Here is a 26,175-nt window from a genome sequence, read left to right on the forward strand (position 1 = left end):
GGGCTGCTCAACCACCACATTTGGTGCGAGATAAATTTCGAAAGGATTTCGCATGGCCACCGTCAAGGTCGACAAGAGCAATTTCCAGGCCGATGTGCTCAACGCCTCGCAGCCCGTCGTCGTGGATTTCTGGGCCGAATGGTGCGGCCCCTGCAAGATGATCGGTCCGTCGCTGGAAGAGATCGCCAACGAACTCGGCGACAAGATCAAGATCGCCAAGCTGAACATCGACGAGAACCCCGAGCTTGCCGCCCAGTTCGGCGTGCGCTCGATCCCGACGCTGATGATCTTCAAGGGCGGCGAAGTCGCCGACATGAAGGTCGGCGCCGCCCCGAAGACCGCGCTGTCGCATTGGATCAACGGCAGCCTCGCCTGAGCTGACTGATTTCCGAGATCCGAAGCCCGGCCCTCGCGCCGGGCTTTTTCTTTGGCGTCATCGCCCGACCGCCTCTGGCCCTCGCATCGGCGCACTCCATGTCATCTGCTTGTTGCAGGACAGGAGAGACAAATGACCGGATCCGCCAAGGCCACCGTCTTCATCGACAATGAGCGCGTCATCGTCACCGAATATCGCTTCCAGCCCGGCGACAACACCGGCTGGCACCGGCATGGCCATGACTACGTCGTGGTGCCGCTGATGGACGGCAAGGTGAAGCTGGTGACCAAGGACGGCGAGAGTTTTGCTGAAATGAAGAAGGGCGCGCCCTACTTCCGCAAGGAAGGCGTCGAGCACGACGTCATCAGCGCCAATGACGGCGAGTATGCCTTCATCGAGATTGAGCTAAGGTGATGGCTTGCCATCCTCTGCCATCTTGATGGCTCGTCCTAAATGGGGGATATATTTTCTCGAAGGCATTTTTGAAATGGCCGAACCCCGGCTTTCCGTCCGCAGCGCAAAAGCACGAGATCTTGCGCATCGTCTTGCTCATCGCGAAAACCGCTCGATAGCGGATATCGTCGAACGCGCGCTTGAATCCTATGAGATTCGGGAGGCGGGGCGAGAACCGGCGTCCACCTTCTACTCCCGCCTGACGGCAAGCAGTGGCGCGGATATCGATCTGGAAGAAATCATCCGGAAAAGCCGCAAGGTCCATACAGGGCCGGAGCTTTGATCCTCGTCGACACCAACACAGCTCACCAGTCGGCGATGCGGTCGCCTCCGGTAAATTGCGCGCTTTTGGCGGTGTATTCGAACAGCTCTATCTTCACGCCGTTGGGATCGCGGATCCAGGCCTGAAAAGTGTCGTCGCAGGCGTGCTTCTTGGCGGTAACGTCGATGCTCTTCGATTTAATGTGGGCGATCGCCGCGTCTAGATCTTCGACCTCAAGGCAGAAATGATTGATCTGGTTCTGCTCGCTATATGCAGTGCCGTCCTTCTGGAACACCTCGACATGGCTGCGGCCGCCGCAATTGAGGTAGAAGCCGAAGACCTTGTCGTCGCGCAGGAAATTGAACTGCGTGTCGAGGCCAAGCACGTCGCGGTAGAAGCTTCGCGTCGCCTCCAGATCATGCGCGAAGATGCAGACATGGGCGAGTTGCTTGACCTTGATCATGATGGGCTCCTCGCAGTGAAATGGCTTCAGGTTGGCGGCGTGCCGTTTTCGGCCAGCACCGCGCCGGCGAGATATAACGACCCCCCGATCAGGATGCGTGGCGCCGGCCCGTCCCAGGTGTCGCGCAGCAGCATCAGCGCACTGGCGACGGAACTGACCGGTTCGGCCGTGAGGCCGGCTTCGGTCGCCCGCACCGCCAGCTCGTCATTCGGCACGCCGGCATCGCTCATGCTCACCGGCACGGTGTAGACGTGCCGAGCCAGGCCCTTGAAGGCGTGGAAGTAGCCGCTCTGGTCCTTGGTGTTGATCATGCCGGAGATCAGAAACAGCGGCCGCGGGTTCTTTTCCTCCTGCTCGGCCAGCGCCTCGGCAATGACCATGCCGGCGCCCGGATTGTGGCCGCCGTCGAGCCAGATGTCGGCGCCCTTGGGCGCCAGCTCCATCAGCCGGCCCTGTACCAGTTTCTGCATGCGGCCCGGCCATGCGACGCTCGCCATCGCCTTCTCAGTGGCGCGATGACTGATTTCGAAACCGGTGGCCTTGACGGCGGCAATCGCTGCCGCCGCATTGGCGAACTGGTGGCGCCCGGGCAGGCGCGGTGGCGGCAGGTCCATCAGCCCGTCCTCATCCTGATAGACCATGCGGCCGTTTTCCTCGAAGGCGAGAAAATCCTGGCCGTAGACGAAGGTCGGGCAATCCAGCCGCTCGGCGGTTTCGATCAGCACTTGCAGCGCCGTCTCGCTCTCCTGCGCGCCGATGACCACCGGGCAGCCGCGCTTCATGATGCCGGCCTTTTCGGCGGCGATCAGTTCGACCCGGTCGCCGAGATAGGCTTCGTGATCCATCGACACCGGCATGATCACCGACACCGCCGGCCGGGCAACGACATTGGTGGCGTCGAAGCGGCCGCCAAGGCCGACCTCGATGATGGCGGCGGCAGCCGGATGCTCGGAAAACAGGATGAAGGTGACGGCGGTTAGGATTTCGAAGACGGTGATCTTCTGGCCGGCATTGGCCCGGGCGACGCGGGCGATGGCCTCGGCGAAGGTCTCGTCGTCGACCAGCCGGCCGCCGCCCTCGGCCGCCAGCCGGTAGCGCTCGGCCCAGTTCACCAGATGCGGCGAAGTGTGGACATGGACAAGGTGGCCGCCGGCTTCGAGCAGCGCGCGCGAAAAGGCCGCGCACGAGCCCTTACCGTTGGTGCCGGCGATATGGATGACCGGCGGCAGCCGCTCCTGCGGATTGCCGAGGCGTTCGAGCAGCCTTGTGATGCGGTCGAGCGAAAGGTCGAAGCCTTTCGGATGCAGCGCCATCAGGGCTTCGATTTCACGATCTGCGGCAAGCGTTGTCATGAGCGAATCCTACGCATGCGCGCAGGTGCACGCAATCGCGGTTTGCGGCCAGAAATGTCGCGTCAGGCCTGCGGGCGGGCTTCCGTCGGGATGACCGACGGCGGCAGGATTTCCGGCTCCAGCGGCTTTTGCTCCTGCGGCAGTTTGAGCAGGATTTTCAACAGCCGTGAAATCGTCTCGCGCAGTTCCAGCCGCGACACCACCATATCGACCATGCCGTGCTCCATCAGATATTCGGAGCGCTGGAAACCGTCCGGCAGTTTCTCCCGGATGGTCTGCTCGATGACGCGCGGGCCGGCAAAGCCGATCAGCGCGCCGGGCTCGGCAATGTGGACGTCTCCCAGCATGGCGTAGGAGGCGGTAACGCCGCCGGTGGTCGGGTTGGTCAAGACGACGATGTATGGCAGGCCGGCTTCCTTCAGCCGGTCGACGCCGATCGTGGTGCGCGGTAACTGCATCAGGGACAGAATGCCTTCCTGCATGCGCGCGCCACCGGAGGCGGCAAACAGGATCAGCGGCCGCTTGCGCTGCAAGGCGACCTCGAAACCGTGCACAATGGCGTCACCCGCGGCCATGCCGAGCGAGCCGCCCATGAAGGCGAAATCCTGCACCGTCACCACAACCGGCAGGCCTTTGACCGTGCCCAGCGCGTTGATGATGGCGTCTTCCAGGCCGGTCTTGGCCTTGGCGTCCTTCAGCCGGTCCGTGTAGCGCTTCTCGTCGCGGAACTTGAGCGGGTCCTGCATGACCTTGGGGTTCTCAAGCTGCTCGTATTTGCCGTCGTCGAGGAAGAATTTCAGCCGTTCCTTGGCCGAAATCTTCATGTGATGGCCCGATGACGGGATGACGAACTGGTTGGATTCCAGGTCCTTGTGAAACACCATCTCGCCGGTCTCGGGATCCTTGATCCAGAGATTCTCGGGCATGTCGGTGCGCCGACCGAGCATCGAATTGATCCTCGGGCGAACGTAATTGGTGATCCAGTTCATCGCTTCGGCTCCTGTCCTGACGAAGAGTTGGCTCGTGCATGTCGCCCAAAAGTGGGAACCGGTTTTGGGATAACGACTTGCACAAGGCCTAAGTAGGGAAACTATTCGGCAGCAGCAAGGCGGGCCGAACGCACGCCCTGAGACAGTCCGCTGACCAGGGTGGCGACGGCCTCGGCCGGGTCGGCGGTCTTCTCGCCCTTCGGTCCCAACACATTGGCGACCGCGTTGACGATCGCGGTGCCGACGACGACGCCATCGGCATTGGCGCCGATAATGCGCGCCTGCTCGGCGGTCTTGACGCCGAAGCCGACGCAGACCGGCAGATTGGTGTGGCCCTTGATGCGCTTGACCGCGGCGGCAACCTTGCCGGTGTCGGCCAAAGCCGAGCCGGTGATGCCGGTCATCGACACGTAATAGACGAAGCCCGACGTATTCTGCAGCACCTTGGGCAGGCGCTTGTCGTCGGTGGTCGGCGTTGCCAAGCGGATGAAGTTGATGCCGGCCTTCAGCGCCGGAATGCAGAGTTCTTCGTCCATCTCCGGTGGCAGGTCGACGACGATCAGCCCGTCAATGCCGCTGGCGATGGCGTCCTTGAGGAAGCGATCGACACCGTAGATGTAGATCGGGTTGTAGTAGCCCATCAGCACGATCGGCGTTTCATTGTCGGTGGCGCGGAAATCAGCCGCCGTCTTCAGCGTCTTGACCAGGGTCTGGCCACCTTTCAGCGCCCGCAGGCCAGCGGCCTGGATCGCCGGGCCGTCGGCCATCGGATCGGAAAACGGCATGCCCATTTCAATGATGTCGGCGCCGGCCTTGGGCAGCGCCTTCATGATCGACAAAGCGGTGTCATAGTCGGGGTCGCCGCTCATGAAATAGGTGACGAGCGCCGGGCGGCCCTCGGCTTTCAGTTTTGCCATGCGGCGGTCGATGCGGGTCACCATGATCAGATCTCCATGCCCAGCATCGAGGCCACTGTGTGCACATCCTTGTCGCCGCGTCCCGACAGGTTGACGATGACGATCTGGTCCTTGTCCATATCAGGCACGATCTTCACCGCATGCGCGATGGCGTGGGCGGATTCCAGCGCCGGGATGATGCCTTCGACGCGCGTCGTCAGCTTGAAGGCTTCCAGCGCCTCGTCGTCGAGGATCGGCACATATTCGACGCGGCCGGAATCGCGCAGCCAGGAATGTTCGGGGCCGACGCCGGGATAGTCGAGGCCGGCTGAGATCGAATGGCCGTCGAGGATCTGGCCGTCGGCGTTCTGCAAGAGATAGGTGCGGTTGCCGTGCAGCACGCCGGGCGCGCCGGCATTCATCGAGGCGCAATGCTCGATGCCGTCAAGGCCGCGGCCGCCGGCTTCGATGCCGATGATGCGGACTTCTTTGTCATCCAGGAACGGATGGAACAGGCCGATGGCGTTCGAGCCGCCGCCGACAGCCGCGATGATGGTGTCGGGTAGCCGGCCTTCCTGTTCGAGGATCTGGGCGCGCGCCTCGATGCCGATCACCGACTGGAAGTCGCGCACCAGCTCCGGATAGGGATGCGGGCCGGCGGCAGTGCCGATCAGGTAATAAGTGTCCTCGACATTGGTGACCCAGTCGCGCAACGCTTCGTTCATGGCGTCCTTCAGCGTGCCGTGACCGGCGGTCACCGGCCGCACTTCGGCGCCGAGCAGCTTCATGCGGAAGACGTTGGGGCTTTGGCGGGCGACATCGGTGGCGCCCATATAAACGACGCAGGGAAAGCCGAAGCGCGCCGCGACCGTGGCCGCGGCAACGCCGTGCTGACCAGCGCCCGTCTCGGCGATGATGCGCTTCTTGCCCATGCGCTTGGCCAGCAGGATCTGGCCGAGGCAGTTGTTGATCTTGTGCGAACCGGTGTGGTTCAAATCCTCGCGCTTGAAGTAGACTTTGGCGCCGCCCCCGAGGCCCTTCGCCGAGGAAACCTCACGAAGGTGTTTTGTGAGCCCTTCGGCGAAATACAGCTTTGATGGCCGACCGGCATAATGGGTCGACAGGTCGGTCAGTTCGGCCTTGAAGTCCGGATCGTTCTTGACCTCGTTCCAGTGCCGTTCGAGGTCGAGGATCAGCGGCATCAGCGTCTCGGCCACGAAGCGGCCCCCGAAGATGCCGAACATGCCCTGTTCGTCGGGTCCCGTGCGGAAGGAATTGGGTGTCGCCGGCTTGTTCATCGCCGATCTCCTGGTCTTGGTTCTGAGCATGTCTTATCGGAAAACCGGTTCCCACTTCTCCGGAACATGCTCGGGTTCGAAAGAAGTGCCTCAGGCAGCGCGGTCGTCGCGCGCGGCCCTGACGGCCCGGAAGAACTGCTCGATCAGCGCCGGATCCTTGACGCCCGGGCCGCTTTCCACCCCCGACGAAATGTCTATCGCGGGCGGATTGGCTGATATCAGGGCGTCGCCGATATTGGCGGCGTTGAGCCCACCGGAAAGCATGTAATCGAGCCCGGCGTCAAGGCCGGCCAGGATGCGCCAGTCAAAGGCGACGCCATTGCCGCCCGGAAGTTGCGAGCCCTTTGGTGGCTTGGCATCGAACATGAAGCGATCGGCAACGCCGATGAACGGCTTTAGCCGCTCGAGATCGGCTACCTCACTGACGGAGAACACCTTCATGACAGGCAGGCCGTAGCGAGCTTTCACCTCGGCCACCCGCTCGGGCGTCTCCGTGCCGTGCAACTGCAGCATGTCGGGGCGCATCTTTGCGACGATCTCATCCAGGAACGCGTCATCGGCATCGACCGTCACGGCGACCGCCCTGGCCTTGCCGATTGCCGCCTCGCGCAGGCGGCCGGCTGCCGCAGGCTCGACATAGCGCGGGCTTTTAGCAAAGAAGATGAAGCCGACATGGCTGGCGCCGCCGGCCAGGGCCGCGGCCATTGCCTCATCGGTCTTCAATCCACAGATCTTGATATCGAGCGCCATGGCGCGGGGCTTGGCACGAAACCGGCCAAGAGTCGAGAAAAAGCATGCTGTTTGCCGGCAACGCCAAAGGCGCTACCTATTGATGGGAGAAGCAAGGCGGAGCAGACGAATGGCCGACCAGAGCATAGCCGAACTCAGGCAGAAGATCGCGCAAGCGCGCGACGTCATCGCCCATCTGATGCAAAAGGCCGCCTTCGACGGGGCGGAAGCGCACCGGGTCCTGGATTATTTCGGCAGCGATGCGTTCGAGCAGAATTTCCTGCCATGGCCGCGCCATGGCGACGAAGGGCTGCGGCCTGAAGAGCTTAATGCGGCCAATGATGATTGAGCGCGCCGCCGGCGAAGGCTAATCGAACACAATCGCCTGCAATGCCCCACCATTCCGCTTCAGCCAGTCCTTGCAGCGGTCGGTGTCGGGGCAGAGCTGCTCGCACAGTTTCCAGAATTTCGGGCCGTGGTTCATCTCCTTGAGATGCGCCACCTCATGCGCGACCAAGTAGTTTATCACCGGCGTCGGCGCCATCATGATGCGCCATGAGAAGGACAAATTGCCGTCGGAAGTGCAGGAGCCCCAGCGGCTCGACGTGTCCTTGAAGCGGATAGCCTTGGCGCGCTTGCCGATGGCCTCGGTATGCTTGACCACCAGCTTCTCGATGTCCTTCTTGGCCTCGCGCCTGAGGAAATCGGCGATGCGGCGCGGCAAATGTATGCGCTCGCCATGGACGATCAGCAGCGGACCGCGCTCGTCGCGCGACACGGTGACGGTGCCGCGTTTCGACGGTTCGTGGACGATGCGATGCGCGACGCCGCGTATCGGGATCTTGATGCCGGGGCGCACTTGCGGCCGTGTCGGTACCTTGGCCAGACGCTGCTCCAGCCAGCCCTGATGGCGGTGAAGGAATTTCTCCACCTCGCCGCGGCGCAGGCCCGGCGGCACGGTGATGCGCAGCCCCTGGCCGCCCGAATCGATGCGCAGCGTCAGCCGCCGTGCGCGGGCGCTCTCGACGATCCTGAGCGGCAGTGTGCGGCCGGCAACGACGTGCTCTCGCTCTTCGACAGGCGAGGGTTTTGGTTTGGTCAGGTTGCGGAAAAAGCCGAAGGACATGGCTGAACGATACGCGATTCGAGGAAAACGACCAGAACAAAAAAGAAACGGCGCCGCTCGCGCGACGCCGTCCATCATGCCAAGGCCTGTCTTAGAGCGCCGCGCGTCTCTGACGCGCAAAGGACGCTGTAGCACTCTAATTCGGCGCATGAACCTTTCCGAAAATCGGTTTCGATTTTCGGGGTCATGCGCGCAGCCTCAGTCGTCAAGCAGGTTCGGGCCCTTGCGCTTGGGCGTCGCGGGCTTGGCCGTTTCGGCCGAGCCTGTCTTCGCAGGCGCTGTCGACTTGTTGCGGTTGGCCATGAAGCGGTCGAACTCGTCCTGGTCCTTGGCGCGGCGCAATTCGCGGGCGTACTCGTCGAACTCGCTCAGCATCTCATCGAGCTTGCGACGCTCTTCGGCGAGGCGTTCGAGTTCCTTCTCGCGCCAGTCGTCGAAAGCGACATTGCCGGTGCGGGCCGAACCGTGGCCCCAGCGCGCGGCCTTGTCGGAACCGCGACGGCAGCCGGCGAAGATGCCGTCGGTGGCCCGGTTGACGTCGCGCTTGAAGCCGTCAAGCCGGTCGCCCCAGATGATGTAGGCGAGCATGGCGAAGCCAAGCGGCCAGAACACCATGAAGCCGATCACCATCAGCGCGATGGTCGCCGGCGTCCAGGCCGGGCGGATCAATGCGGATGTGTTCATTTTCTCCCATTCCTTCGGTTGGAGACAGCCAAGAGCGGCTGCGTGGATTCGAAATGGGATGAGAAAAACGGCGATTCAAGACAACGTCCGCCAAAACCGGATAAGGTCCTGAATTGATTATCGCTTTTTGACCGCTTCGAGGAAAAGCACGACCAGGCCGGCGACCAAGCCCCAGAAGGCGGCGCCAACGCCGAACAAAGTCAGCCCCGACGCGGTGACAACGAAGGTGACAGTAGCCGCCATGCGCTGGTCCTCGTCCTTGAGCGCGATCGCCAGCGCGTTGGCCAGCGACCCCATCAACGCCAGGCCGGCCACCAGCACGATCAGGCTTTGCGGCAGCACTGCGAAGATCGCCACCAGCGAGGCGCCGAAAACCGCGAAGATCAGATAGGCAAGTGCATAGAAGGGTCCGGTCTTCCAGCGCTCGGCCGGGTCGGGATGGACGTCCGGCCCGGTGCAGATCGCCGCAGAGATCGCGGCCAGATTGGTGGTCGAGCCGCCAAACGGCGCCGACAGCAGCGAGAACAGGCCGGTGACGCCGATCAGCGGGCCGGGTTCGGGGTGATAGCCGGCGGCGCGCAAGACGGCGAGACCCGACAGGTTCTGCGACGCCATGGTGACGAGGTAGAGCGGCAGCGCCAGGCCGATGACAGCTGCGGCGCTGAAATGCGGAGCAATCAGCGTCAGCGTCGACAGTTCCGGTGCCGGCAGTCCGCCGACGCGGCCTGTCAGGAAGGCGGCGATGCCGCCGCCGATCAGCACCGCCAGCACCGACAGCGCCGGGTTGAACAGGCGAATGACGAAGAAGGCCGCGATCAGCGGCAGGATCAACCAGGGGTCGACCGGAATGGTCTTGACGGCATTGAGCGCGAAGGTGACGACGATGCCCGCCAGCATGCCGGACGCGACTGACGCCGGTATCCTTGATATCAGCTGGGTCAGCGGCTTGAACAGGCCGGTGGCGATCAACATTAGGCCGGTGACGATGAAGGCGCCGACCGCATCGGCCATGGTAAACCCGCTCGATGCCGCCATCAGCGCCAGGCCCGGTGTCGACCAGGCGGTGATGATGGGTATTTTCGTGCGCCAGGACAGCCACAAGCATTCGATCGCCATCGCCACGCACACTGCCGTCACCCAGCTCGCGGTTTCGGCTTGCGTGGCGCCAACCGCCTTGGCGGCGGCAATGACGACGGCCAGCGTGCCGCCGAAGCCGACGATTGCCGCGACAAAGGCGGATATCGGGATGGAAATGCGCATTCTCGCCTACCCCGCCCGCTGAACCATGTCGCCCACCGCCCTCAGCAGCATGTCGAGATCCTGCGGCCGCGACAGGCGGTGGTCGCCGTCGGGAATGAGCGACAAGGTGACGTCGTCGGCCGGCAGCAGCGAGACCAGCTTCAGCGCATGGCTTGCCGGCACATCGGCATCGGCCAGGCCCTGCAGGATGTGGACGGGGCAATGGGTATCGATCGGCCCGGTCATGACCCGGTTCGCCCTGCCGTCCTCGATCAGCGCGCTTGTGTAGATGTAAGGCTCGGCGGAATAGTCCGAAGGTTCTTCGAAAAAGCCTTTCTCCCGGAGGTCGCGCCTCTGTTCCTCCGTCAGAGCCGGCTCGACCAGCTCGGCGGTGAAATCCGGCGCCGGCGCGAGCAGCACCAGGCCAACCACATTGCTGTCGCCCGCCTTGCGCAGTTCCTGCACCATGCGCAGCGCGATCCAGGCGCCCATCGACGAGCCGACCAGGATTTGCTTGCCCTCGGTGAAACGCCGGAAGACGGCGAGGCTCTCGCCAAGCCATTTCGAAATGGTGCCGTCGGCAAAGGCGCCGCCGGATTCGCCATGGCCGGAATAATCGTGGCGCAGATACGCGCGGCCTTCCCTTGCCGCCCAATCCGACAACGTCTGCGCCTTCGTGCCCAGCATGTCGGATTTATAGCCGCCGAGCCAGACGATGCCGGGCGTTGCGCCCGAGGAATGGCGAACCGCGATATCAATGCCGTCGACATCCAGCAGGGTTGGGGTGGTCGCGGTCATGGCTGTGGATCAATCCTGGTTCTGGGGGCCTGATTGCGGGAGCCTGATTTTACTCGCCGGTCTTTTGACACAGGCACAGGCGAGGCGGAAAGTGCTCGCGACATCCTTTGTTTGGTGCAGGCCTGCGATCAGGGTGATTTTCTGTCAGCGCTGTGCTATTGACTCCGCCCGCGCGCTCACCACATTGGCGCGTCCTGAACATTTCTAGATTGAAACCCTGAACGAAACGGCCAAGGAGACCACGACCATTCGCAGACCTTTCAAAGCAGCGGCGCCCACCAAAGATGGCCCGCGCTCCAACCGTGATATCCGGGTTCCCCGGGTCCAACTGATCGACGCCGATGGCCAGAACCGCGGCGATATTTCCATCAACGACGCATTGCTGCTCGCCGAAGAGGCAGGGCTCGATCTGGTCGAGATCTCGCCCAATGCGGTGCCGCCTGTCGTCAAAATTCTCGATCTCGGCAAATTGAAATACGCCAACCAGAAGAAGGCGGCCGAGGCGCGCAAGAACCAGAAGGTCATCGAGATCAAGGAGATCAAGATGCGCCCGAACATCGACAGCCATGACTACGAAACCAAGATGAAGGCCGTGCGGCGCTTCTTCGAGGAAGGTGACAAGGTCAAGCTGACGCTGCGCTTCCGCGGCCGCGAGATGGCGCATATGGAACTCGGCATGCAGCTCCTGAACAAGGTGCGCGAGGAGACGGCTACCATCGCCAAGGTCGAAGCCGAGCCGAAGCTGGAAGGCCGCCAGATGATGATGGTGCTGGCCCCGCGCTAGATCAGTTCGGGCGTTGCGCTCTAAATCCGCCTGAATCCTGTCTCATGGCGTCCCGGCGATCGGCGGGACGCCGATTCTCCTGTCCAGACGCCGCGATCGCCGGCAAAGCTTCTCGACGATCGGATTCCCGACATGGCCAATGAAATCAACCCTGCGCCCATCAAGGAGCTGGGCGGCTACCAGCACATGCGCCGGATGGTGCTTGCGGTGCTGGTGGTGGTGCTGTTTGCGGCACTGCTGTTCGGCCAGTCGACCTTCCCGCCCGATACCCCGGTGCATGAAACGATCGAGATGGTCGGCGTGCTGCTGATCTTCCTTGGCGTCGTCGGCCGCTTGTGGTCGACACTCTATATCGGGGGGCGCAAATCCTCCGAAGTGGTCACCGGCGGACCCTATTCGATCACCCGCAATCCTCTCTACGTGTTCTCGACCGTTGCCGCCGCCGGCGTCGGGGCGCAGATCGGCTCGTTCTCCGGCATCGTCCTGTTTGCGCTTTTGTGCGCCGGCGCCTTCCACATCGTCATCCTGCGCGAGGAACGGTATCTCAAGGAGGTTCTCGGCGCGCCCTACACAGCCTATCTGGCGCGGGTGCCGCGTTTCTTCCCCCAGCTGTCGCTCTACCAGGAAGGCGACACCGGCAGCTTCAAGCCGCGCCTCTTGCTGACCACCTTGCTCGACGGGCTGGTGTTTCTGGTGGCGTTGCCGGTGTTCGAGACCATCGATGGTGCCCAGCAATCGGGCATTCTGCCGGTGCTGTTCAGGCTGCCCTGATCGCGGAGAGAGCGTCGCAGCCGCTCGGGTGTTGCGCGCCAGCCCGCTTTGACGTATAGGACCGCCGTTCCAAGAAAACCGCCCGGCAGGGCATGCCGTGGCGGTTTCATTTGCTTTTCGGGCTTTTGGTCCGCCCGAAGCGAACAAGAAGCGCGATTGTGCGCCACCAATACGGAGTAGCAAAATGCCCAAGATGAAGACCAAATCGGCCGCCAAGAAGCGGTTCAAGATCACAGGTACGGGTAAAGTCCTGTCGGCTGCGGCCGGCAAGCGTCACGGCATGATCAAGCGTTCCAACAAGTTCATTCGAAATGCCCGCGGCACGATGGTTCTGGCTGAACCGGATGGCAAGAAGGTCATCAAGAATTTTCTGCCGAACGGCCTCTGAGCATTCGGTTTCAGGAACAGCGTTTAAGGAGATCATGACATGGCACGCGTAAAAAGAGGCGTCACCTCGCACGCCAAGCACAAGAAGGTCCTGAAAGCCGCGAAAGGCTTCTACGGCCGCCGCAAGAACACCATTCGCATCGCCAAGCAGGCGGTCGAAAAGTCGATGCAGTATGCGTATCGCGACCGCAAGAACCGCAAGCGCTCGTTCCGCGCGCTGTGGATCCAGCGCATCAACGCCGCGACGCACGAGCATGGCCTGACCTATGGCCGCTTCATCGACGGCCTCAACAAGTCCGGTATCGAGATCGATCGCAAGATCCTGTCCGACATGGCCATCCATGAACCGCAGGCGTTCGCCGCACTCGTGGCCAAGGCCAAGGTCGCGCTCGAATATCTGAAGAACACCACCCCGAATGCTTTTGAAAGCGCTGTCGCCTAGAGCATGATGCCAAAAAGTTGCTGACTTTTTGGACAACATCATGCTCAGGGAAATTTAGCGAGGAGCGCGATCTTTCCGAAAAGTCTGCAACTTTTCGGGATCGGCCTCCGAGCCCAGCGCTTCCCAGCATTCGCAATTCTGATTGGGGAACCCGCGCTGGCACGGCTGGCGCGGGTTTTTCTTATGGCTGAACTTTCAACTTGAAAGTGACTTTCACCTCAAAGTTGACTCCCAACACAGCGAGTTTGACCGTGAACGACATAGCTACCGGCTTGGATACTCTCGAAAACTCCCTGATGGCCGACGTCGCGTCGGCCGCCGATGAGGCTGCTATCGAAGCCGTGCGCGTCGCGGCTCTCGGCAAAAAGGGGTCGATCTCGGAATTGCTGAAGACACTGGGCGCGATGAGCGCCGAGGAGCGCCAGGTCAAGGGCCCCGCGATCAACGGCCTGAAGAACCGCGTCACCGAAGCGCTGACGACACGCAAGGCCGAGCTGAAGGATGTGGCGGTCACGGCGCGCCTTGCCGCCGAGACGGTCGACGTGACGCTGCCGGTGCGGCAATCGCCGGCCGAGCGCGGCCGCATCCATCCGATCAGCCAGGTCATCGACGAGATCGCGGCGATCTTCGGCGATCTCGGCTTTGCCATCGCAGAAGGTCCCGATGTCGAGAGCGACTATTACAATTTCACCGCGCTGAATTTCCCCGAAGGGCATCCGGCGCGCGAGATGCACGATACCTTCTTTTTCCAGCCGGACGAAAAGGGCGAGCGCAAGCTGTTGCGCACGCACACCTCGCCGGTACAGATCCGCACCATGGAGAAGCAGAAGCCGCCGATCCGCATCGTCATTCCCGGCAAGACCTACCGGCAGGATTCCGACGCTACCCACTCGCCGATGTTCCATCAGGTCGAGGGGCTGGTGATCGACAAATCGGCCAATGTCGCCAACATGAAGTGGGTGCTGGAAGAATTCTGCAAGGCTTTCTTCGAGGTGCCGCAGGTCAAGATGCGCTTCCGGCCGTCGTTCTTCCCGTTCACCGAGCCAAGCCTCGAGGTCGACATCCAATGCGACCGCTCGCGGCCCGGCGAAGTGCGCTTCGGCGAAGGCTCCGACTGGATGGAGATCCTCGGCTGCGGCATGGTCCACCCCAATGTGCTGCGCGCCGGCGGGCTCGATCCCGACGAATATCAGGGCTTTGCCTGGGGCATGGGAATCGACCGCATCGCCATGCTGAAATACGGCATGCCGGACCTGCGCGCCTTCTTCGACGCCGATGTCCGCTGGCTGTCGCATTACGGTTTCCGGCCGCTCGACATGCCGACGCTGTTCGGAGGTCTTTCCGCATGACGGCGCCGCACGCCGGTGGCTGCCGCTGCGGCGCGGTACGGTTCGAGGCCTCGGTCGAACCGCACCATGTCAGCTATTGCCATTGCGGCGATTGCCGGCGCGCCAGCGGCGCGCCGGTGTCGGCCTTTGTCGGCTTCCTTACCGAGCAGGTGGCTTTCACCGGCAAGGCACTGAAGATGTACGAGAACGGCCCGGTTACACGCTCGTTCTGCGGCATTTGCGGCTCGCCTATCGCCTATGTCGACGAGCGGCTGGAAGACCACATCTATTTCATGCTGGGCGCCATGGACATGCCGGCTTATTTCCGGCCGACGCACCATGCCTATGTGCGCGAGCAGCTGCCCTTCGTGCATATGCCCGACGACTTGCCGCGCCATTTGAAGACAAGCGTGCCCAGACCCGATGGACAAGGTCCGGGCGGGTACAGACAAAACGGAACATAGTGATGAAACTCACCCTTTCCTGGCTCAAGGATCATCTCGACACCGACGCCACGCTCGACGAGATCGTCGAGAGGCTGACCTCGATCGGCCTCGAAGTCGAGCATGTCGACGACAAGGCCGGCCTGAAGCCGTTCGTCATCGCCAAGGTGCTGACGGCGGTGCAGCATCCCGACGCCGACCGGCTGCGGGTGCTGACCGTCGACACCGGCAATGGCGCAGCCCCTGTCCAGGTGGTGTGCGGTGCGCCGAATGCCCGCGCCGGCTTGATCGGCGCCTTCGCCGCGCCCGGCGCCTATGTGCCCGGTATCGACGTGACGCTGACCGTCGGCAAGATCCGGGGCGTCGAGAGCCATGGCATGATGTGTTCCGAGCGCGAGCTGGAGCTGTCGGATGAGCACAATGGCATTATCGACCTGCCGGCCGATGCGCCTGTCGGCACCAGCTTCGCGGCTTACGCGCATCTCGACGATCCGGTGATCGAGATCAATCTGACGCCGAACCGGCCGGATGCGACCAGCATTTACGGCGTCGCCCGGGACCTGGCGGCCAGCGGGCTTGGCCGGCTCAAGACCGCGCCGGTCGAAGCGGTCCTTGGCAAAGGTGAAACGCCGGTCAAGGTGACCATCGAGGCGCCGGAGCTCTGCCCCGGTTTCGCGCTGCGCCTGGTGAAAGGCGTGAAGAACGGGCCGTCGCCGAAATGGCTGCAGCAAAGGCTGATCGCCATCGGCTTGCGCCCGATCAGCGCGCTGGTCGACATCACCAACTACGTCACCTTCGACCGTGGCCGGCCGCTGCATGTGTTCGATGCCAAGAAGGTCGCCGGCAATCTCGTCGTGCGCCGCGCACGCGACGGCGAGAAGGTGCTGGCGCTTGACGGGCGCGAATACACGCTGACGCCGCAGATGTGCGTGATCGCCGACGACAATGGCGTCGAATCGATCGCCGGTGTCATGGGCGGCGAGCATTCCGGCTGCGACGAGAACACCACGGACGTGCTGATCGAATCCGCTCTTTGGGATCCGATCACCACGGCCCGCACCGGCCGTACGCTCGGCATCATCACCGATGCCCGTTACCGTTTCGAGCGTGGCGTCGACCCGGAATTCATTGTGCCCGGCGTCGAGCTGGCGACAAAGCTGGTGCTGGAGTTCTGCGGCGGAGAGCCGACCGAGACGGAGGTGGTCGGCTATGCCGGCTACAAGCCGAAGATCGTTTCCTTCCCGATCTCGGAAGTGAAGCGGCTGACCGGCATCGAGGTGCCGAAGGCGGAAAGCCTCGACATCCTGACCCGCCTCGGCTTCAAGCCGTCAGGCTCGGGCGACGTCGTCGATGTCGCTGTGCCGTCCTGGCGTCCTGACGTCGACGGCAAGGCCGACCTGGTCGAGGAAGTGATGCGCATCCACGGCGTCGACAACATCGCGCCGCAGCCGCTCGGCGCGCATGACGCGGTCAACTCCAAGATACTGACGACGCTGCAGGTTCGCACCCGCACTGCCAAGCGCTCGCTCGCCGTGCGGGGCATGCTGGAGGTTCTCACCTGGTCGTTCATCCCGGCCAAACACGCCGAACTGTTCGGCGGCGGCCAGACGGCGCTGAAGCTCGCTAATCCGATTGCAGCCGACATGTCCGATATGCGGCCCTCGTTGTTGCCCGGCCTGATCGTCGCCGCGCAGCGCAATGCCGACAAGGGCATCGGCGATGTCGCGCTGTTCGAGGTCTCCGGTACCTATGAGGGCGACGGCCCCGACCAGCAGCGGCGCGTTGCCGCCGGTGTGCGCCGCGGCACCGCCAAGCTCGACGGTTCCGGCCGCAGTTGGGCCGGCAATTCCGGTCCGGTCGGCGTGTTCGACGCCAAAGCCGACGCGATTGCAGCGCTGGAAGCCTGCGGCGCGCCGGTCGACAGGCTGCAGATCGAGCCAGGCGGTCCGGCCTGGTATCATCCCGGCCGCTCCGGCACGATCAAGCTCGGCCCGAAGACAGTGCTCGGCACGTTCGGCGAGTTCCACCCGAAGACGCTGGAGGGGTTGGACGTTTCCGGACCGATCTGCGGTTTCGAGGTCTATATCGACGCCGTGCCCGAGCCGAAGGCCAAGCCGACGAAAACCAAGCCAAAGCTGGAGCTGTCCGCCTTCCAGGCGGTGAAGCGCGACTTTGCTTTCGTCGTCGACAAGACGGTGGAGGCCGGCGCGCTGGTGCGCGCGGCGCTCGCCGCCGACAAGAAGCTGGTCACCGGCGTTTCGGTGTTCGATGTGTTCGAGGGGGCATCTCTCGGGACCGCCAAGAAGTCGATTGCCATCGAAGTATCTATCCAGCCGGTTGAAAAGACGCTCACCGACGAGGATTTCGAGGCGCTGGCCAAGCGCATCGTCGACAATGTTGGCAAGCAAACGGGCGGCATGCTGAGAACGTAGAGCGGCTAACGCCGCCCTACGTATTTCGACTTCACGCAATTCTTAGGGAAAGCGCGTCTTAGGGAAAGCGCGGCGCGCTTTCCCAGTAAAACCGCTACACACCTTTCCTGGAATTGCTTCTGAGGATTGCCGGCAGTTGCGAATCGCTCTCCAAAGGGCGATGGACCATCTGCGCTATTCCGGTCTGCCGTTCGAAGCCCAGCGCGAAGCGTTTCTCGCCATGGTGTTGGCGGATGCGCTCGTCAGCGACGCGCTGGAGCGGGCCCGCACGCTGGCGTTGCCGGACTGGCTGGTGGTGTCCGGTGCGCTCTACAACAGCGTCTGGAACCACCTGACCGGCAAGGCGCCGGGCTACGGCATCAAGGATGTCGATCTCTTCTACTTCGATGACAGCGACCTGTCCTACGAGGCCGAGGACGCGGTCATCCGTCGAGCCGCGCAGCATTTCGAGGGGCTGGCTCTGCCGGCCGAGGTGCGCAACCAGGCACGGGTGCATCTGTGGTATCCGCAGAAATTCGGCCAGCCCTGCCCGCGCTATACGAGTTCCAGCGAGTCGGTGAGCTATTTTGCTTCGAAGACGCATGCGGTCGGGGTGCGATACGATGCAGATGGGCAGCTTGAGGTCGTGGCGCCGTTCGAGCTGGATGACCTCTTCGCGTTTCGCATCACGCCCAACCGGCTGATGGATAACAGGCGCACGCATGAGGCCAAGGGGGCGAGGGCGAAGGCGTGCTGGCCGGAGATTACGGTGGTGCCGTGGTGAGACTTACCCTCCCCGTTGTGGGGAGGGTCGGCTCGCTGTCGCAGCGAGGCGGAGACAGAGAGACGGGGTGGGGGTGCGCCTCACGAGGACCCCCACCCCGATCCGCTTCGCGGATCGACCCTCCCCACAAGGGGGAGGGTAAAGGCACTCACCCATTCACCAGCGCCAACAGCTCCTCCGTATAGCGCTTGCCAACCACCTTGTCCGGCGACAGCGCATCGCCGATCGCCGCGACCTCAGCCGCGCTCAGCTCGATCCCGACCGCCGCCGTGTTCTGCTCGAGATGGCGTATCTTTCTTGCGCCGGGGATCGGCACGATGAAGTCGCCCTGGTGCAGCACCCAGGCCAGCGCCAGCTGGGCCGAGGTGACGCCTTTTTCCACCGCCAGCTTTTCCAGCGTCGCAACGACCTTGGCATTAGCGGCCATGGCGTCGGCCTGGAAACGCGGCAAGGTCCGGCGCCAGTCGTCGTCGCTGAGGGCCTCGGGCTTGGCGATGGTGCCGGTGAGCAGGCCGCGACCGAGCGGGCTGTAGGGGACGAAGCCGATGCCGAGTTCGCGGCAGACATCGAACACTTCGTCTTCGGGGTCGCGGCTCCAGAGCGAATATTCACTCTGCACGGCAGCGATCGGATGCACGGCGTGCGCCCGGCGGATGGTGGTGGCACTGACCTCCGACAGGCCCAGCGCCCGCACCTTGCCGTCGCGCACCAGTTCCGCCATGGCGCCGACCGTGTCCTCTATCGGCACGCCGGGATCGACGCGGTGCTGGTAGTAGAGGTCGATGACATCGGTATCGAGCCGTTTCAGCGAGGCTTCCGCCACTGCCTTGACGTGCTCCGGGCGGCTATCGACGCCAACCATACGTTCGAGGCCTGAGCCTTCCTCGGAAATCTTGAAGCCGAATTTGGTGGCGATCGTCACCCTGTCGCGCACCGGCTTCAACGCCTTGCCGAGAAGGATCTCGTTCTCAAAGGGACCATAGACTTCGGCGGTGTCGAAAAACGTCACGCCGATCTCGACAGCGCGGCGCAGCGTGGCGATTGCGTCCGCCTCGGCCTGACCGCCATAGGCGAAGCTCATGCCCATGCAGCCGAGGCCGACGGGGAAGACTTCGAGTTCAGTACCAAGTTTGCGGGTTTTCATGGCGCGTCTCCTTGTTGCGATGAAAGAGAGATAGCGCTTGGCTTTACGTTCGATAATTGGCTGTCATTCGCACGGGCTGTTCTATAAAATAGAGCAATGAACCGAGCGCATCTTTCTCAACTCGCTGTACTGGCAACAGTCGCCCAATGCGGTAGTTTTCGTGGCGCGGCGCGCGAACTGGCCATCGCGCCCTCGGCAGTGAGCCATGCCGTGTCCAGCCTGGAGGCGCGGCTCGGCGTGCGGCTTTTGGCGCGCAGCACCCGCAGCGTGGCACCAACGGAGGAGGGCGCGCAGCTGCTCGAACGGCTGCGGCCGGCGCTGTCCGAGATCGATCTGGCGCTGGAAACGGCGATCGAGGCGCGCGACCGGCCGGCCGGCAACCTGCGGCTGACCGTGCCGCGCACCGCGGCCCACCTGGCATTGACGCCCAGGCTCGGCGGCTTTGCCGCGGCCTATCCCGACATCGTGCTGGAAATCGTCATCGAGGATCGCTTCACCGACGTCGTCGAAGGCGGCTTCGATGCCGGCGTGCGGCTCGGTGAGAGCTTGCAGCGCGACATGATCGCGGTGCGCATCGGACCGGACCTTCGCGGCGCCGTGGTCGGCGCGCCATCCTATTTCGCGACCATGCCAAGACCCCGCCATCCGCGCGATCTTGCCGACCACCGCTGCATCCGCTTCCGTTTTTCCAGCGGCATTCTTTACCGCTGGGAATTAGAGAAGGATGGCGAAGAGATCGAGATCGCGGCGCAAGGGCCGCTGATCCTCGACGAAGACCATCTGATCGCCCAGGCGGCGGTCGACGGCGCAGGGCTCGCCTTCGTCTTCGACGATTATGTGCGCGCACCGCTCGCCGACGGCCGCTTGATCCGCGTGCTGGAAGACTGGTGTCCGCCCTTCGACGGTTTCTTCGCCTACTACCCCAGCCGCCGCCAGATGCGCCCGGCGCTGCGGGCGTTTGTGGATTTCTTCAAGGCCGGTGCTTAGCCACCTCCCCCTTGTGGGGAGGGTCGATCCGCGTAGCGGATCGGGGTGGGGGTCTTCGTAGGGCGCTACCCCCCACCCCGTCGCTTCGCGCCGACCCTCCCCACAAGGGGGAGGGTGGAAGAAAGCCCAGCTGCCATTCGTTCACCAGCCATGCCGGCATTCATCACCAACAACTCAACCCGCTACGGCTGGGCGGCGATCGTCCTCCACTGGCTGATCGGCATCCTGTTCATCGGCCAGTTCATGCTCGGCTTCATCATGGTGCGGTTGACCAGCCAGCGCACCGCCTTCGAGCTGATCCAGCTGCACAAATCCTTCGGCTTCCTGCTGCTCGGCCTCCTCATCCTGCGCTTTGCCTGGCGGCTCGGCAATGCGGCCCCGGCCTTGCCGGCCTCGGTCGGAGGCCTGGAGCGTCGGATGGCGCCGCTGGCACATCTGGCACTTTATGGCTTCCAGCTCGCGCTGCCGCTGTCCGGCTGGGCACTGGTTTCGGTGTCGATGCTGGAGATCCCCAGCATGCCGTTCAACCTTTTCGTGATGCCGAACCTGCCGCTCGGCGTGTCCGATGCGGCGGAAAACTTCTGGGCGGTAGCACACTGGTATCTCGCCTATGCCGGCATTGCCTTGGTTGCGCTGCATGCACTGGCGGCGCTGCGCCATCATTTCTGGCTGCGCGACAGCGTGCTCACGCGCATGATCACGCCTTCGTCAGATCAGGACATGGAATAGCGCGCGCCGCGCATTCGTTCATTGGAGTGAGGGCGCAACACTTCGCCTGCCCCAGAAGGACAAAACCCATGTATGCGCGCATCTTCGGATTGGCGGCTGTTGCCGCTTGCCTTGCCATGCCTGTCTCCGCCGCTGTGGACCTCGGCGACGCTGCCGGCAGCTACACGGTCAACCCGGCCAGCTCCAGCATTCGCTTCTCCATCGGCAAGGTCGGTGGCGGCGGCCTCGACGGCGCCTTTGGCCGCTTCAAGGGCTCCATCCGCATCGACAACAGCGATGTCGGCCGTTCCGCGGTCAACTTCACCATCTATCCCGAAAGCGTCGGCACCGGCCAGGGCCGCATCGACGCCTTCCTGCGCTCCGATGCGGTGTTCGACGTGGCCAACAGCCCCGAAATCCAGTTCCGCTCGACCAGCGTAACCCGAACCAGCGACACCACGGCGCTGGTCAGCGGCCGGCTGACGGCGCGCGGCAAGACGTTTGCGGAAAAGTTCACTGCCGAGCTCGGCGGGCTGAAGGGTGGCGTCATTAAATTCCACGTCACCGGCAAGGTGCTGCGCTCCCGGTACGGCATGGATGTCGGCACGCCGATCTATTCGAATATCGTCAATTTCGACATGACGCTGACGGGCAAGCGAGGCTAGCAGGACCAGCGATCCGCATTGGCTTTTCCCGCAATTTCGGGCAAACCTCCTCGCCTGTAAATCGATAGGAGAAGCCTGATGTTCCGATGGGGTGTTTTGTCGACGGCCAAGATCGGCCGCGAGCAATTGTTGCCGGCAATCGTCGAGGCCGAGAATGGCGTTTTGTCCGCGATCGCCAGCCGCGACCTGTCGAAGGCCGAGGCCCTGGGCGAGCGGTTCGGCGCCAGACATGCCTTTGGTTCGTATGAGGAGCTGCTCGCTTCGAAAGACGTCGACGGCGTCTACATCCCGCTGCCGACCTCGCAGCATGTCGAATGGACGGCCAAGGCCATCGAAGCGGGAAAACATGTGCTGGTGGAGAAGCCGCTGGCGCTCGACGCCAAGGACATCGCGCCGCTGATCAAGCTGCGCGACAGCAAGAAGGTGCTGGTCTGCGAGGCCTTCATGGTCATCTACCACCCGCAATGGATCAAGGTGCGCGATCTCATCGCCTATGGCGCCATCGGCCGGCTGCGCCATGTGCAGGGCGCCTTCTCCTATTACAATGTCGATCCCACCAACATGCGCAACCAGCTCGATCTCGGCGGCGGCGCGCTGCCTGATATCGGCGTCTATCCGACGGTGTCGACGCGGTTTTCAACCGGCAAGGAGCCGCTCCGCGTGCAGGCGACGATCGAGCGCGACAAGAAATTCGGCACCGACATCTACTCCTCGATCCGCGCCGATTTCGGCGACTTCGAACTGTCCTTCTACCTCTCGACGCAGATGGCGGCGCGGCAGGTGATGGTGTTTCACGGCGAGAAGGGTTTCATCGAGGTGTTCTCGCCGTTCAATGCCGGGCTCTACGACCATCACCGCATCGAACTGCACAACCAGAACCATACGGAGGCGCAGGTGTTCCGCTTTCCCGGCACGCAGCAATACCGGCGCGAGGTCGAGACGTTTGCCAGGGCGGCACAGGGCGGCAAGGAGCGTATCTTCACGCTGGAGGAGTCCGTACTCAACCAGAAGGTCATCGACGCCATCTTCCGCGCCGGTGCCAAGGAAGGCTGGGAGGCCGTCTGATACACCAATCTTAGCCGGTAATTTCATGGGAGAAGGGCATTGTGCATGCGGACGCCCTTCCTGTTGAACTGACGATCTCACGCGCCTCTGAGCGTCAGGTGCAAGGTCTCGGCGAAGCGGTCGGGATAGGGCGCAAAGCCCATATGGTCGCCGGGGAAGGCGGCGCGCTTGCTGCCGAGCCTGTCGGCCAGCGCCTTGCCCATGCCGTCGATCGGCTGGCCGATGGACTCTTCGCCGATGCCGACCACGACCGGGCGGCCGCGCAGCGCCTCGATATCAGGACGGTAGAGCGACAGCGGCATGACGCCATGCGCCAGCCAGTATTCGAAATTGCCGCTGACCCTGGCAAACGTCTCGGCCTCCTCGGGCGACGGTTCGAACGAAGGCGGTCCGTCCTGCGGCCCGGCTTCATCCTGACCCGGCCCTTCCGACAGGCTGTTCTCGCTGAAGAATTTCTGCATCGCCGCCTCGACACCCTGGCTGCGATAGGTGTCGTGCAGGTCGCGCATGCCGGCCAGTGACGGCGACGGGTCGTCGAGCAGCATCATGCTGGGCGGCTCATGCGCGACCAGCGCACGAACCCGGCCGGGATGGCGGGCGGCGAGGTTGAGCCCGATCTGGGCGCCGCCGCTGGTGCCGAACACATAGGCCGGCCGGCGCCAAGCGCCTCGATCAATCGCGCGGCATCGTCGCCATGGACATCGAGGTCCTGCTCTTGCGGCTCTCCGTCAAAGGTGCTGCGCGAACTGCCGCGCGGATCATAGGCGACCACCGTGTAGCGGTCGGCGAGGTGGCCCGCGACATCGGCGAAGACGCCGGCGTCCTGCGGTCCGCCGGGGATTATCAACAGTACGGGGCCGGAACCGCGCATCTCATAATAGAGGCTGGCGCCCGGTACTTTCAGCGTCGACGTTTGGGGGGTCATGTCCATCTCTCCTGTTGTTCTCATGTCAAAGTTCGGGTTTGCGCCGGGTCCGATCATTTGCCGGTCACAACCATGAGGTTGCCCTCGCTGTCGCGGAATTCGGCGACCGTGCGGCCCGGCTGCCAAGGCGCTTCCTGCGGCTCGGTGATGATTTCGACGCCGCGCGCCTTCAGGCCCGCGACCGTTGCCTCGACATCGCCATCAACGAGCACCAGCACGGGCTCAGTGCCCGGCGTGTCATCGGGGCGTTTGACGAAATGCAAATTGGTGACGGCGCCGGGAAATGTCAGCTCGATCCAGCGCCAGCCGGTGTCGCCCATCAGCTGGTCCGCCGACACCTGGCAAGCAAGATGGCCGGTGTAGAAGGCCTTGGCGCGGTCCTGGTCGAACACCGGCAATTCGGCAAACTGGATGTGCATGATGGGTCTCTCCTGCTCCTGGACGGCTGCCGCGCAGCCGTCGACGGGAAAGACGATCCGGACGATCGAAAAGATTCGCCGGGCGACGAATCTTTTCGAGGCCGCGAAACGTCTTCTCCGTGCAGAGTTGAAAAACAGGAGACGACAATGGGCTACAATCTCATCCGCTACGGCGTGAAGGACGAAAGCATCGCCGAGAACCGTATGCTGGTTGCACAGGTGTTCGAGGCACTCGACGACACGAAGCCGCAATCCGTGCGCTACCTCGTCCTGGAACTGGAGAATGGCGAGTTCATCCATCTTGTCAGCCAGGATGGCGACGGCCTGACGGGGCTCGCAGCCTTCAAGGCCTTCAGCGCCGATCATGCCGGGCGCCGCTCGACGCCGCTTGCCAGATCGCCGGCAAAGATCGTCGGCAATTATCGTATGCTGGCCGGCGAGGTCGTGCCGGCTTGAATGCGAAGACCGGCATTTAGGGAACGGACAGGATGAACACAGCAAAACTCGACCGCGTTGCCCTGGAGGCGATGCTCGGCTCCTTGCGACCGAAGCTGCACCGCTACTGCGCCCGCATGGCCGGCTCGGTGATCGATGGCGAGGACATCGTCCAGGAGACACTGATCAAGGCACTGCAGGCCATCGACGGCGACGCCGCCGTCGAGCATCCGGAGCAATGGCTGTTCCGCATAGCCCACAATGCCGCGCAGGATCATCTGCGCCGGCGCCAGCGGGAGCAGGCGCGCATGAGCGAGACCGACATGACGACGATCGAAGACCCCTCCGCCAGCGCCGATGCGAGGCTCGCCACCGCCGCCAGCCTGCGAAGCTTCATGCAGCTGGCAACAGTGCAGCGCAGCGCCGTGATCCTTATCGACGTGCTTGGCCTCAGCCTGCACGAAACCTGCGAAGTGTCCGGCGCGACGCTGGCCGCGACCAAGGCAGCGCTGCATCGCGGGCGGTCGCAGCTGCGCCTACTGGCGTCACAGGACGAGCAGGCGCCTGCCCCAAAGCTCGACGCCGGTGACGAGCGGCGCCTGCGCCGCTATGTCGACCTGTTCAACGCGCGCGACTTCGACGCCGTGCGCGCGTTGATCGCCGAGGATATCCAGCTTGAAGTCGTCAACCGCACCCGCATGCGCGGCAAGGCGCAGGTTTCCAACTATTTCGGCAATTACGACCGTGTCCAGGACTGGGCGCTGTCGCTCGGCTTCGTCGACCGCAGGCCGGCCATCCTGATCCGCAACCCGCAAACGGGAGATGACGCCGTGCGCGGCTTCATGCTGGTCGACTGGCAGGATGGAAAGGTCAGCCATATCCGCGATTTCCGCTACGCGCCCTATTGCCTTGCCGATGCGGACATCCGCTTCATCGACGAGTAAGCATCGGCCAGAGAGCGCGGACTTCGCGCCTCAGGCGAAGCTTTGCAAATTGGCGTCCTGCAGCTTGGAGCCGGCGAGCAAGGCCTCGAGCACCTGCTTCTTGAGCGACAGGCACTGCGAGCGGGCAAGCTTTGCGATGGCCGAGACTTCGGCCAGCTCGCAGGCAAGCACCAACTCCTTCTGCTGGCCGATGATCGCTTGCGTGAAGTCGCGCGATTTGAAGCCGAGATGGAGGACACGCTCCGACTGGTCGAGCGTTTGGTCGAGCAGGCGAACCAGCCGCAGATTGCCGGAGAGTTCAGCCAGGGCCAGGCGAAAGGCGCGGTCGGCCGCCAGAAAGGCGACATGGCTGCGCAGCGTCTCCGGCTTCAGCACCTTCTGCGCCGCCAGCCTGATGTCGTCGAGCCCGCGTTCGGTGAGGTTTGCCGCGGCCACCCGGAACACTTCCGGTTCGATCAGGCTGCGGAGGTCGAAGATCTCGTTGACGTCGCGCAGGCTAAGCGGTGCGATGACATAACCGCGGCGCGGCTCGCTCTTGATCAGCCCTTCCTGCGTCAGGCGGGCCAAAGCCGAGCGGATCGTCGCCTTCCTGATCTGGTAGCGGTCGCCGATCTGCTTTTCGGTCAGGCTTTCGCCGGGTTGCAGGACGCAGGCGACGATGTCGCTCTTCAGCTGCTCATAAGCTTCCTCGCTGCGCAATATGTCGGCGGTCGACGGCGCCTTGACGGCGGACGGTGACACTGATTTCGGAAGAGCCATATCTGCCTGCCCGTTTGGTCTGCCCGTTTGGTCTGCCCGCGTGGTCTGCCCGCGTAGTCTGCTTGCCCGTTTCGACCATCCGGTTGACGGGTCTGTCGGCATTCGCTAG

General features: G+C 63.4%; 31 protein-coding genes and 1 pseudogene. 18 read left to right on the forward strand and 14 right to left on the reverse strand.

The window, feature by feature from the left end:
• The first annotated feature begins 52 nt into the window (after positions 1 to 52).
• From trxA to NLY33_RS04560, 3 genes are all read left to right on the forward strand, one after another.
• On the forward strand, positions 53 to 376 hold the full coding sequence (trxA, locus tag NLY33_RS04550; protein ID WP_023672297.1) for a thioredoxin: 324 nt from the start codon (positions 53 to 55) through the stop codon (positions 374 to 376).
• Between the two features lie 132 nt (positions 377 to 508).
• Positions 509 to 790, forward strand: a complete 282-nt coding sequence (locus NLY33_RS04555; RefSeq protein ID WP_023696001.1) for a cupin domain-containing protein — start codon at positions 509 to 511, stop codon at positions 788 to 790.
• A 73-nt stretch (positions 791 to 863) separates the two neighbouring features.
• On the forward strand, positions 864 to 1,112 hold the full coding sequence (locus NLY33_RS04560) for a hypothetical protein (protein ID WP_023696002.1): 249 nt from the start codon (positions 864 to 866) through the stop codon (positions 1,110 to 1,112).
• Between the two features lie 22 nt (positions 1,113 to 1,134).
• Here the strand turns inward: NLY33_RS04560 and NLY33_RS04565 are convergent, their stop codons facing one another.
• The 6 genes from NLY33_RS04565 to NLY33_RS04590 form a co-directional block, all read right to left on the reverse strand.
• The gene (locus NLY33_RS04565) at positions 1,135 to 1,554 is read right to left on the reverse strand and encodes a VOC family protein (protein WP_023703773.1); all 420 of its coding nucleotides are present in this window, start codon (positions 1,552 to 1,554) and stop codon (positions 1,135 to 1,137) included.
• 26 nt (positions 1,555 to 1,580) lie between these two features.
• Positions 1,581 to 2,906 carry a bifunctional folylpolyglutamate synthase/dihydrofolate synthase gene (locus tag NLY33_RS04570; protein WP_023672293.1) on the reverse strand — a complete coding sequence of 442 codons (1,326 nt, stop codon included), beginning with the start codon at positions 2,904 to 2,906 and terminating at the stop codon, positions 1,581 to 1,583.
• 62 nt (positions 2,907 to 2,968) lie between these two features.
• Complete coding sequence (gene accD, locus NLY33_RS04575) at positions 2,969 to 3,895, reverse strand: acetyl-CoA carboxylase, carboxyltransferase subunit beta (RefSeq protein ID WP_023672292.1); 927 nt, start codon at positions 3,893 to 3,895, stop codon at positions 2,969 to 2,971.
• 101 nt (positions 3,896 to 3,996) lie between these two features.
• The gene (gene trpA / locus NLY33_RS04580) at positions 3,997 to 4,836 is read right to left on the reverse strand and encodes a tryptophan synthase subunit alpha (RefSeq protein WP_023693067.1); all 840 of its coding nucleotides are present in this window, start codon (positions 4,834 to 4,836) and stop codon (positions 3,997 to 3,999) included.
• A gap of 2 nt (positions 4,837 to 4,838) precedes the next feature.
• On the reverse strand, positions 4,839 to 6,089 hold the full coding sequence (gene trpB, locus NLY33_RS04585; RefSeq protein ID WP_023681393.1) for a tryptophan synthase subunit beta: 1,251 nt from the start codon (positions 6,087 to 6,089) through the stop codon (positions 4,839 to 4,841).
• A 90-nt stretch (positions 6,090 to 6,179) separates the two neighbouring features.
• The gene (locus NLY33_RS04590) at positions 6,180 to 6,839 is read right to left on the reverse strand and encodes a phosphoribosylanthranilate isomerase (RefSeq protein ID WP_023681392.1); all 660 of its coding nucleotides are present in this window, start codon (positions 6,837 to 6,839) and stop codon (positions 6,180 to 6,182) included.
• Positions 6,840 to 6,948: 109 nt separating this feature from the next.
• On the opposite strand from NLY33_RS04590, the gene NLY33_RS04595 reads away from it, so the two are divergent.
• The gene (locus NLY33_RS04595; protein ID WP_023672288.1) at positions 6,949 to 7,167 is read left to right on the forward strand and encodes a hypothetical protein; all 219 of its coding nucleotides are present in this window, start codon (positions 6,949 to 6,951) and stop codon (positions 7,165 to 7,167) included.
• A gap of 18 nt (positions 7,168 to 7,185) precedes the next feature.
• Here the strand turns inward: NLY33_RS04595 and NLY33_RS04600 are convergent, their stop codons facing one another.
• The 4 genes from NLY33_RS04600 to NLY33_RS04615 form a co-directional block, all read right to left on the reverse strand.
• Positions 7,186 to 7,944: a M48 family metallopeptidase gene (locus NLY33_RS04600; RefSeq protein WP_023681391.1), complete on the reverse strand. Its 759-nt coding sequence runs from the start codon at positions 7,942 to 7,944 to the stop codon at positions 7,186 to 7,188.
• Between the two features lie 198 nt (positions 7,945 to 8,142).
• Positions 8,143 to 8,628, reverse strand: coding sequence for a DUF2852 domain-containing protein (locus tag NLY33_RS04605; protein WP_023672286.1), 486 nt, complete (start codon positions 8,626 to 8,628; stop codon positions 8,143 to 8,145).
• A gap of 117 nt (positions 8,629 to 8,745) precedes the next feature.
• Positions 8,746 to 9,888, reverse strand: a complete 1,143-nt coding sequence (locus tag NLY33_RS04610; RefSeq protein WP_023681390.1) for a benzoate/H(+) symporter BenE family transporter — start codon at positions 9,886 to 9,888, stop codon at positions 8,746 to 8,748.
• Between the two features lie 6 nt (positions 9,889 to 9,894).
• Positions 9,895 to 10,665 (reverse strand): alpha/beta hydrolase, encoded by a 771-nt coding sequence (locus NLY33_RS04615; protein WP_023681389.1) that lies wholly within the window; start codon positions 10,663 to 10,665, stop codon positions 9,895 to 9,897.
• A 247-nt stretch (positions 10,666 to 10,912) separates the two neighbouring features.
• Here NLY33_RS04615 and infC point away from each other — a divergent pair, with 247 nt between their 5' ends.
• The 8 genes from infC to NLY33_RS04655 all read left to right on the forward strand — a co-directional run bounded on the left by infC (position 10,913) and on the right by NLY33_RS04655 (position 18,015).
• Positions 10,913 to 11,449, forward strand: coding sequence for a translation initiation factor IF-3 (gene infC, locus NLY33_RS04620; RefSeq protein WP_023744911.1), 537 nt, complete (start codon positions 10,913 to 10,915; stop codon positions 11,447 to 11,449).
• 132 nt (positions 11,450 to 11,581) lie between these two features.
• The gene (locus tag NLY33_RS04625) at positions 11,582 to 12,220 is read left to right on the forward strand and encodes a methyltransferase family protein (protein WP_023681388.1); all 639 of its coding nucleotides are present in this window, start codon (positions 11,582 to 11,584) and stop codon (positions 12,218 to 12,220) included.
• 184 nt (positions 12,221 to 12,404) lie between these two features.
• Positions 12,405 to 12,608: a 50S ribosomal protein L35 gene (rpmI, locus tag NLY33_RS04630; RefSeq protein WP_006201248.1), complete on the forward strand. Its 204-nt coding sequence runs from the start codon at positions 12,405 to 12,407 to the stop codon at positions 12,606 to 12,608.
• 39 nt (positions 12,609 to 12,647) lie between these two features.
• Positions 12,648 to 13,049: a 50S ribosomal protein L20 gene (gene rplT / locus NLY33_RS04635; RefSeq protein ID WP_023672281.1), complete on the forward strand. Its 402-nt coding sequence runs from the start codon at positions 12,648 to 12,650 to the stop codon at positions 13,047 to 13,049.
• A gap of 296 nt (positions 13,050 to 13,345) precedes the next feature.
• Entirely contained in the window at positions 13,346 to 14,398 is a 1,053-nt protein-coding gene (gene pheS / locus NLY33_RS04640; protein ID WP_032891898.1) for a phenylalanine--tRNA ligase subunit alpha, read from the forward strand.
• Complete coding sequence (locus NLY33_RS04645) at positions 14,395 to 14,841, forward strand: GFA family protein (protein WP_023681387.1); 447 nt, start codon at positions 14,395 to 14,397, stop codon at positions 14,839 to 14,841. Before pheS ends, NLY33_RS04645 begins: the two co-directional genes overlap by 4 nt.
• Positions 14,842 to 14,843: 2 nt before the next feature.
• Complete coding sequence (pheT, locus tag NLY33_RS04650) at positions 14,844 to 17,252, forward strand: phenylalanine--tRNA ligase subunit beta (protein ID WP_023703775.1); 2,409 nt, start codon at positions 14,844 to 14,846, stop codon at positions 17,250 to 17,252.
• 160 nt (positions 17,253 to 17,412) lie between these two features.
• Positions 17,413 to 18,015: a nucleotidyltransferase family protein gene (locus NLY33_RS04655; protein WP_023703776.1), complete on the forward strand. Its 603-nt coding sequence runs from the start codon at positions 17,413 to 17,415 to the stop codon at positions 18,013 to 18,015.
• Between the two features lie 148 nt (positions 18,016 to 18,163).
• On the opposite strand, the gene NLY33_RS04660 is transcribed toward NLY33_RS04655, so the two are convergent.
• Positions 18,164 to 19,159 carry an aldo/keto reductase gene (locus NLY33_RS04660; protein WP_023703777.1) on the reverse strand — a complete coding sequence of 332 codons (996 nt, stop codon included), beginning with the start codon at positions 19,157 to 19,159 and terminating at the stop codon, positions 18,164 to 18,166.
• A 96-nt stretch (positions 19,160 to 19,255) separates the two neighbouring features.
• On the opposite strand from NLY33_RS04660, the gene NLY33_RS04665 reads away from it, so the two are divergent.
• The 4 genes from NLY33_RS04665 to NLY33_RS04680 all read left to right on the forward strand — a co-directional run bounded on the left by NLY33_RS04665 (position 19,256) and on the right by NLY33_RS04680 (position 22,584).
• Positions 19,256 to 20,146 (forward strand): LysR family transcriptional regulator, encoded by an 891-nt coding sequence (locus tag NLY33_RS04665; RefSeq protein WP_023703778.1) that lies wholly within the window; start codon positions 19,256 to 19,258, stop codon positions 20,144 to 20,146.
• 150 nt (positions 20,147 to 20,296) lie between these two features.
• The gene (locus NLY33_RS04670; RefSeq protein ID WP_023703779.1) at positions 20,297 to 20,875 is read left to right on the forward strand and encodes a cytochrome b; all 579 of its coding nucleotides are present in this window, start codon (positions 20,297 to 20,299) and stop codon (positions 20,873 to 20,875) included.
• Between the two features lie 68 nt (positions 20,876 to 20,943).
• Positions 20,944 to 21,519 (forward strand): YceI family protein, encoded by a 576-nt coding sequence (locus tag NLY33_RS04675; protein WP_023681381.1) that lies wholly within the window; start codon positions 20,944 to 20,946, stop codon positions 21,517 to 21,519.
• A gap of 78 nt (positions 21,520 to 21,597) precedes the next feature.
• Complete coding sequence (locus NLY33_RS04680; RefSeq protein ID WP_023703780.1) at positions 21,598 to 22,584, forward strand: Gfo/Idh/MocA family protein; 987 nt, start codon at positions 21,598 to 21,600, stop codon at positions 22,582 to 22,584.
• A 77-nt stretch (positions 22,585 to 22,661) separates the two neighbouring features.
• Here the strand turns inward: NLY33_RS04680 and NLY33_RS29460 are convergent.
• Together NLY33_RS29460 and NLY33_RS04695 are read right to left on the reverse strand one after the other, a co-directional pair.
• Positions 22,662 to 23,566 (reverse strand): annotated as a pseudogene (locus NLY33_RS29460) (alpha/beta hydrolase).
• Positions 23,563 to 23,928, reverse strand: coding sequence for a VOC family protein (locus NLY33_RS04695; protein ID WP_023703781.1), 366 nt, complete (start codon positions 23,926 to 23,928; stop codon positions 23,563 to 23,565). Before NLY33_RS04695 ends, NLY33_RS29460 begins: the two are co-directional and overlap by 4 nt.
• Before the next feature lie 147 nt (positions 23,929 to 24,075).
• On the opposite strand from NLY33_RS04695, the gene NLY33_RS04700 reads away from it, so the two are divergent.
• Entirely contained in the window at positions 24,076 to 24,384 is a 309-nt protein-coding gene (locus tag NLY33_RS04700; protein WP_023681378.1) for a hypothetical protein, read from the forward strand.
• Positions 24,385 to 24,416: 32 nt separating this feature from the next.
• Complete coding sequence (locus NLY33_RS04705; protein WP_023703782.1) at positions 24,417 to 25,307, forward strand: sigma-70 family RNA polymerase sigma factor; 891 nt, start codon at positions 24,417 to 24,419, stop codon at positions 25,305 to 25,307.
• Between the two features lie 30 nt (positions 25,308 to 25,337).
• On the opposite strand, the gene NLY33_RS04710 is transcribed toward NLY33_RS04705, so the two are convergent.
• The gene (locus tag NLY33_RS04710; protein WP_023672267.1) at positions 25,338 to 26,066 is read right to left on the reverse strand and encodes a GntR family transcriptional regulator; all 729 of its coding nucleotides are present in this window, start codon (positions 26,064 to 26,066) and stop codon (positions 25,338 to 25,340) included.
• Positions 26,067 to 26,175: the final 109 nt, after the last annotated feature.

This window comes from Mesorhizobium sp. C432A (genome assembly GCF_030323145.1).
Lineage (GTDB): Bacteria > Pseudomonadota > Alphaproteobacteria > Rhizobiales > Rhizobiaceae > Mesorhizobium.

Bases quoted from the DNA above. Each gene is read 5' to 3' on its own strand.
- trxA (WP_023672297.1), top strand. From the start codon at position 53: ATGGCCACCGTCAAGGTCGACAAGAGCAATTTCCAGGCCGATGTGCTC.
- NLY33_RS04555 (WP_023696001.1), top strand. From the start codon at position 509: ATGACCGGATCCGCCAAGGCCACCGTCTTCATCGACAATGAGCGCGTC.
- NLY33_RS04560 (WP_023696002.1), top strand. From the start codon at position 864: ATGGCCGAACCCCGGCTTTCCGTCCGCAGCGCAAAAGCACGAGATCTT.
- NLY33_RS04565 (WP_023703773.1), bottom strand. From the start codon at position 1,554: ATGATCAAGGTCAAGCAACTCGCCCATGTCTGCATCTTCGCGCATGAT.
- NLY33_RS04570 (WP_023672293.1), bottom strand. From the start codon at position 2,906: ATGACAACGCTTGCCGCAGATCGTGAAATCGAAGCCCTGATGGCGCTG.
- accD (WP_023672292.1), bottom strand. From the start codon at position 3,895: ATGAACTGGATCACCAATTACGTTCGCCCGAGGATCAATTCGATGCTC.
- trpA (WP_023693067.1), bottom strand. From the start codon at position 4,836: ATGGTGACCCGCATCGACCGCCGCATGGCAAAACTGAAAGCCGAGGGC.
- trpB (WP_023681393.1), bottom strand. From the start codon at position 6,089: ATGAACAAGCCGGCGACACCCAATTCCTTCCGCACGGGACCCGACGAA.
- NLY33_RS04590 (WP_023681392.1), bottom strand. From the start codon at position 6,839: ATGGCGCTCGATATCAAGATCTGTGGATTGAAGACCGATGAGGCAATG.
- NLY33_RS04595 (WP_023672288.1), top strand. From the start codon at position 6,949: ATGGCCGACCAGAGCATAGCCGAACTCAGGCAGAAGATCGCGCAAGCG.
- NLY33_RS04600 (WP_023681391.1), bottom strand. From the start codon at position 7,944: ATGTCCTTCGGCTTTTTCCGCAACCTGACCAAACCAAAACCCTCGCCT.
- NLY33_RS04605 (WP_023672286.1), bottom strand. From the start codon at position 8,628: ATGAACACATCCGCATTGATCCGCCCGGCCTGGACGCCGGCGACCATC.
- NLY33_RS04610 (WP_023681390.1), bottom strand. From the start codon at position 9,888: ATGCGCATTTCCATCCCGATATCCGCCTTTGTCGCGGCAATCGTCGGC.
- NLY33_RS04615 (WP_023681389.1), bottom strand. From the start codon at position 10,665: ATGACCGCGACCACCCCAACCCTGCTGGATGTCGACGGCATTGATATC.
- NLY33_RS04625 (WP_023681388.1), top strand. From the start codon at position 11,582: ATGGCCAATGAAATCAACCCTGCGCCCATCAAGGAGCTGGGCGGCTAC.
- rpmI (WP_006201248.1), top strand. From the start codon at position 12,405: ATGCCCAAGATGAAGACCAAATCGGCCGCCAAGAAGCGGTTCAAGATC.
- rplT (WP_023672281.1), top strand. From the start codon at position 12,648: ATGGCACGCGTAAAAAGAGGCGTCACCTCGCACGCCAAGCACAAGAAG.
- pheS (WP_032891898.1), top strand. From the start codon at position 13,346: ATGGCCGACGTCGCGTCGGCCGCCGATGAGGCTGCTATCGAAGCCGTG.
- NLY33_RS04645 (WP_023681387.1), top strand. From the start codon at position 14,395: ATGACGGCGCCGCACGCCGGTGGCTGCCGCTGCGGCGCGGTACGGTTC.
- pheT (WP_023703775.1), top strand. From the start codon at position 14,844: ATGAAACTCACCCTTTCCTGGCTCAAGGATCATCTCGACACCGACGCC.
- NLY33_RS04655 (WP_023703776.1), top strand. From the start codon at position 17,413: ATGGACCATCTGCGCTATTCCGGTCTGCCGTTCGAAGCCCAGCGCGAA.
- NLY33_RS04660 (WP_023703777.1), bottom strand. From the start codon at position 19,159: ATGAAAACCCGCAAACTTGGTACTGAACTCGAAGTCTTCCCCGTCGGC.
- NLY33_RS04665 (WP_023703778.1), top strand. From the start codon at position 19,256: ATGAACCGAGCGCATCTTTCTCAACTCGCTGTACTGGCAACAGTCGCC.
- NLY33_RS04670 (WP_023703779.1), top strand. From the start codon at position 20,297: ATGCCGGCATTCATCACCAACAACTCAACCCGCTACGGCTGGGCGGCG.
- NLY33_RS04675 (WP_023681381.1), top strand. From the start codon at position 20,944: ATGTATGCGCGCATCTTCGGATTGGCGGCTGTTGCCGCTTGCCTTGCC.
- NLY33_RS04680 (WP_023703780.1), top strand. From the start codon at position 21,598: ATGTTCCGATGGGGTGTTTTGTCGACGGCCAAGATCGGCCGCGAGCAA.
- NLY33_RS04695 (WP_023703781.1), bottom strand. From the start codon at position 23,928: ATGCACATCCAGTTTGCCGAATTGCCGGTGTTCGACCAGGACCGCGCC.
- NLY33_RS04700 (WP_023681378.1), top strand. From the start codon at position 24,076: ATGGGCTACAATCTCATCCGCTACGGCGTGAAGGACGAAAGCATCGCC.
- NLY33_RS04705 (WP_023703782.1), top strand. From the start codon at position 24,417: ATGAACACAGCAAAACTCGACCGCGTTGCCCTGGAGGCGATGCTCGGC.
- NLY33_RS04710 (WP_023672267.1), bottom strand. From the start codon at position 26,066: ATGGCTCTTCCGAAATCAGTGTCACCGTCCGCCGTCAAGGCGCCGTCG.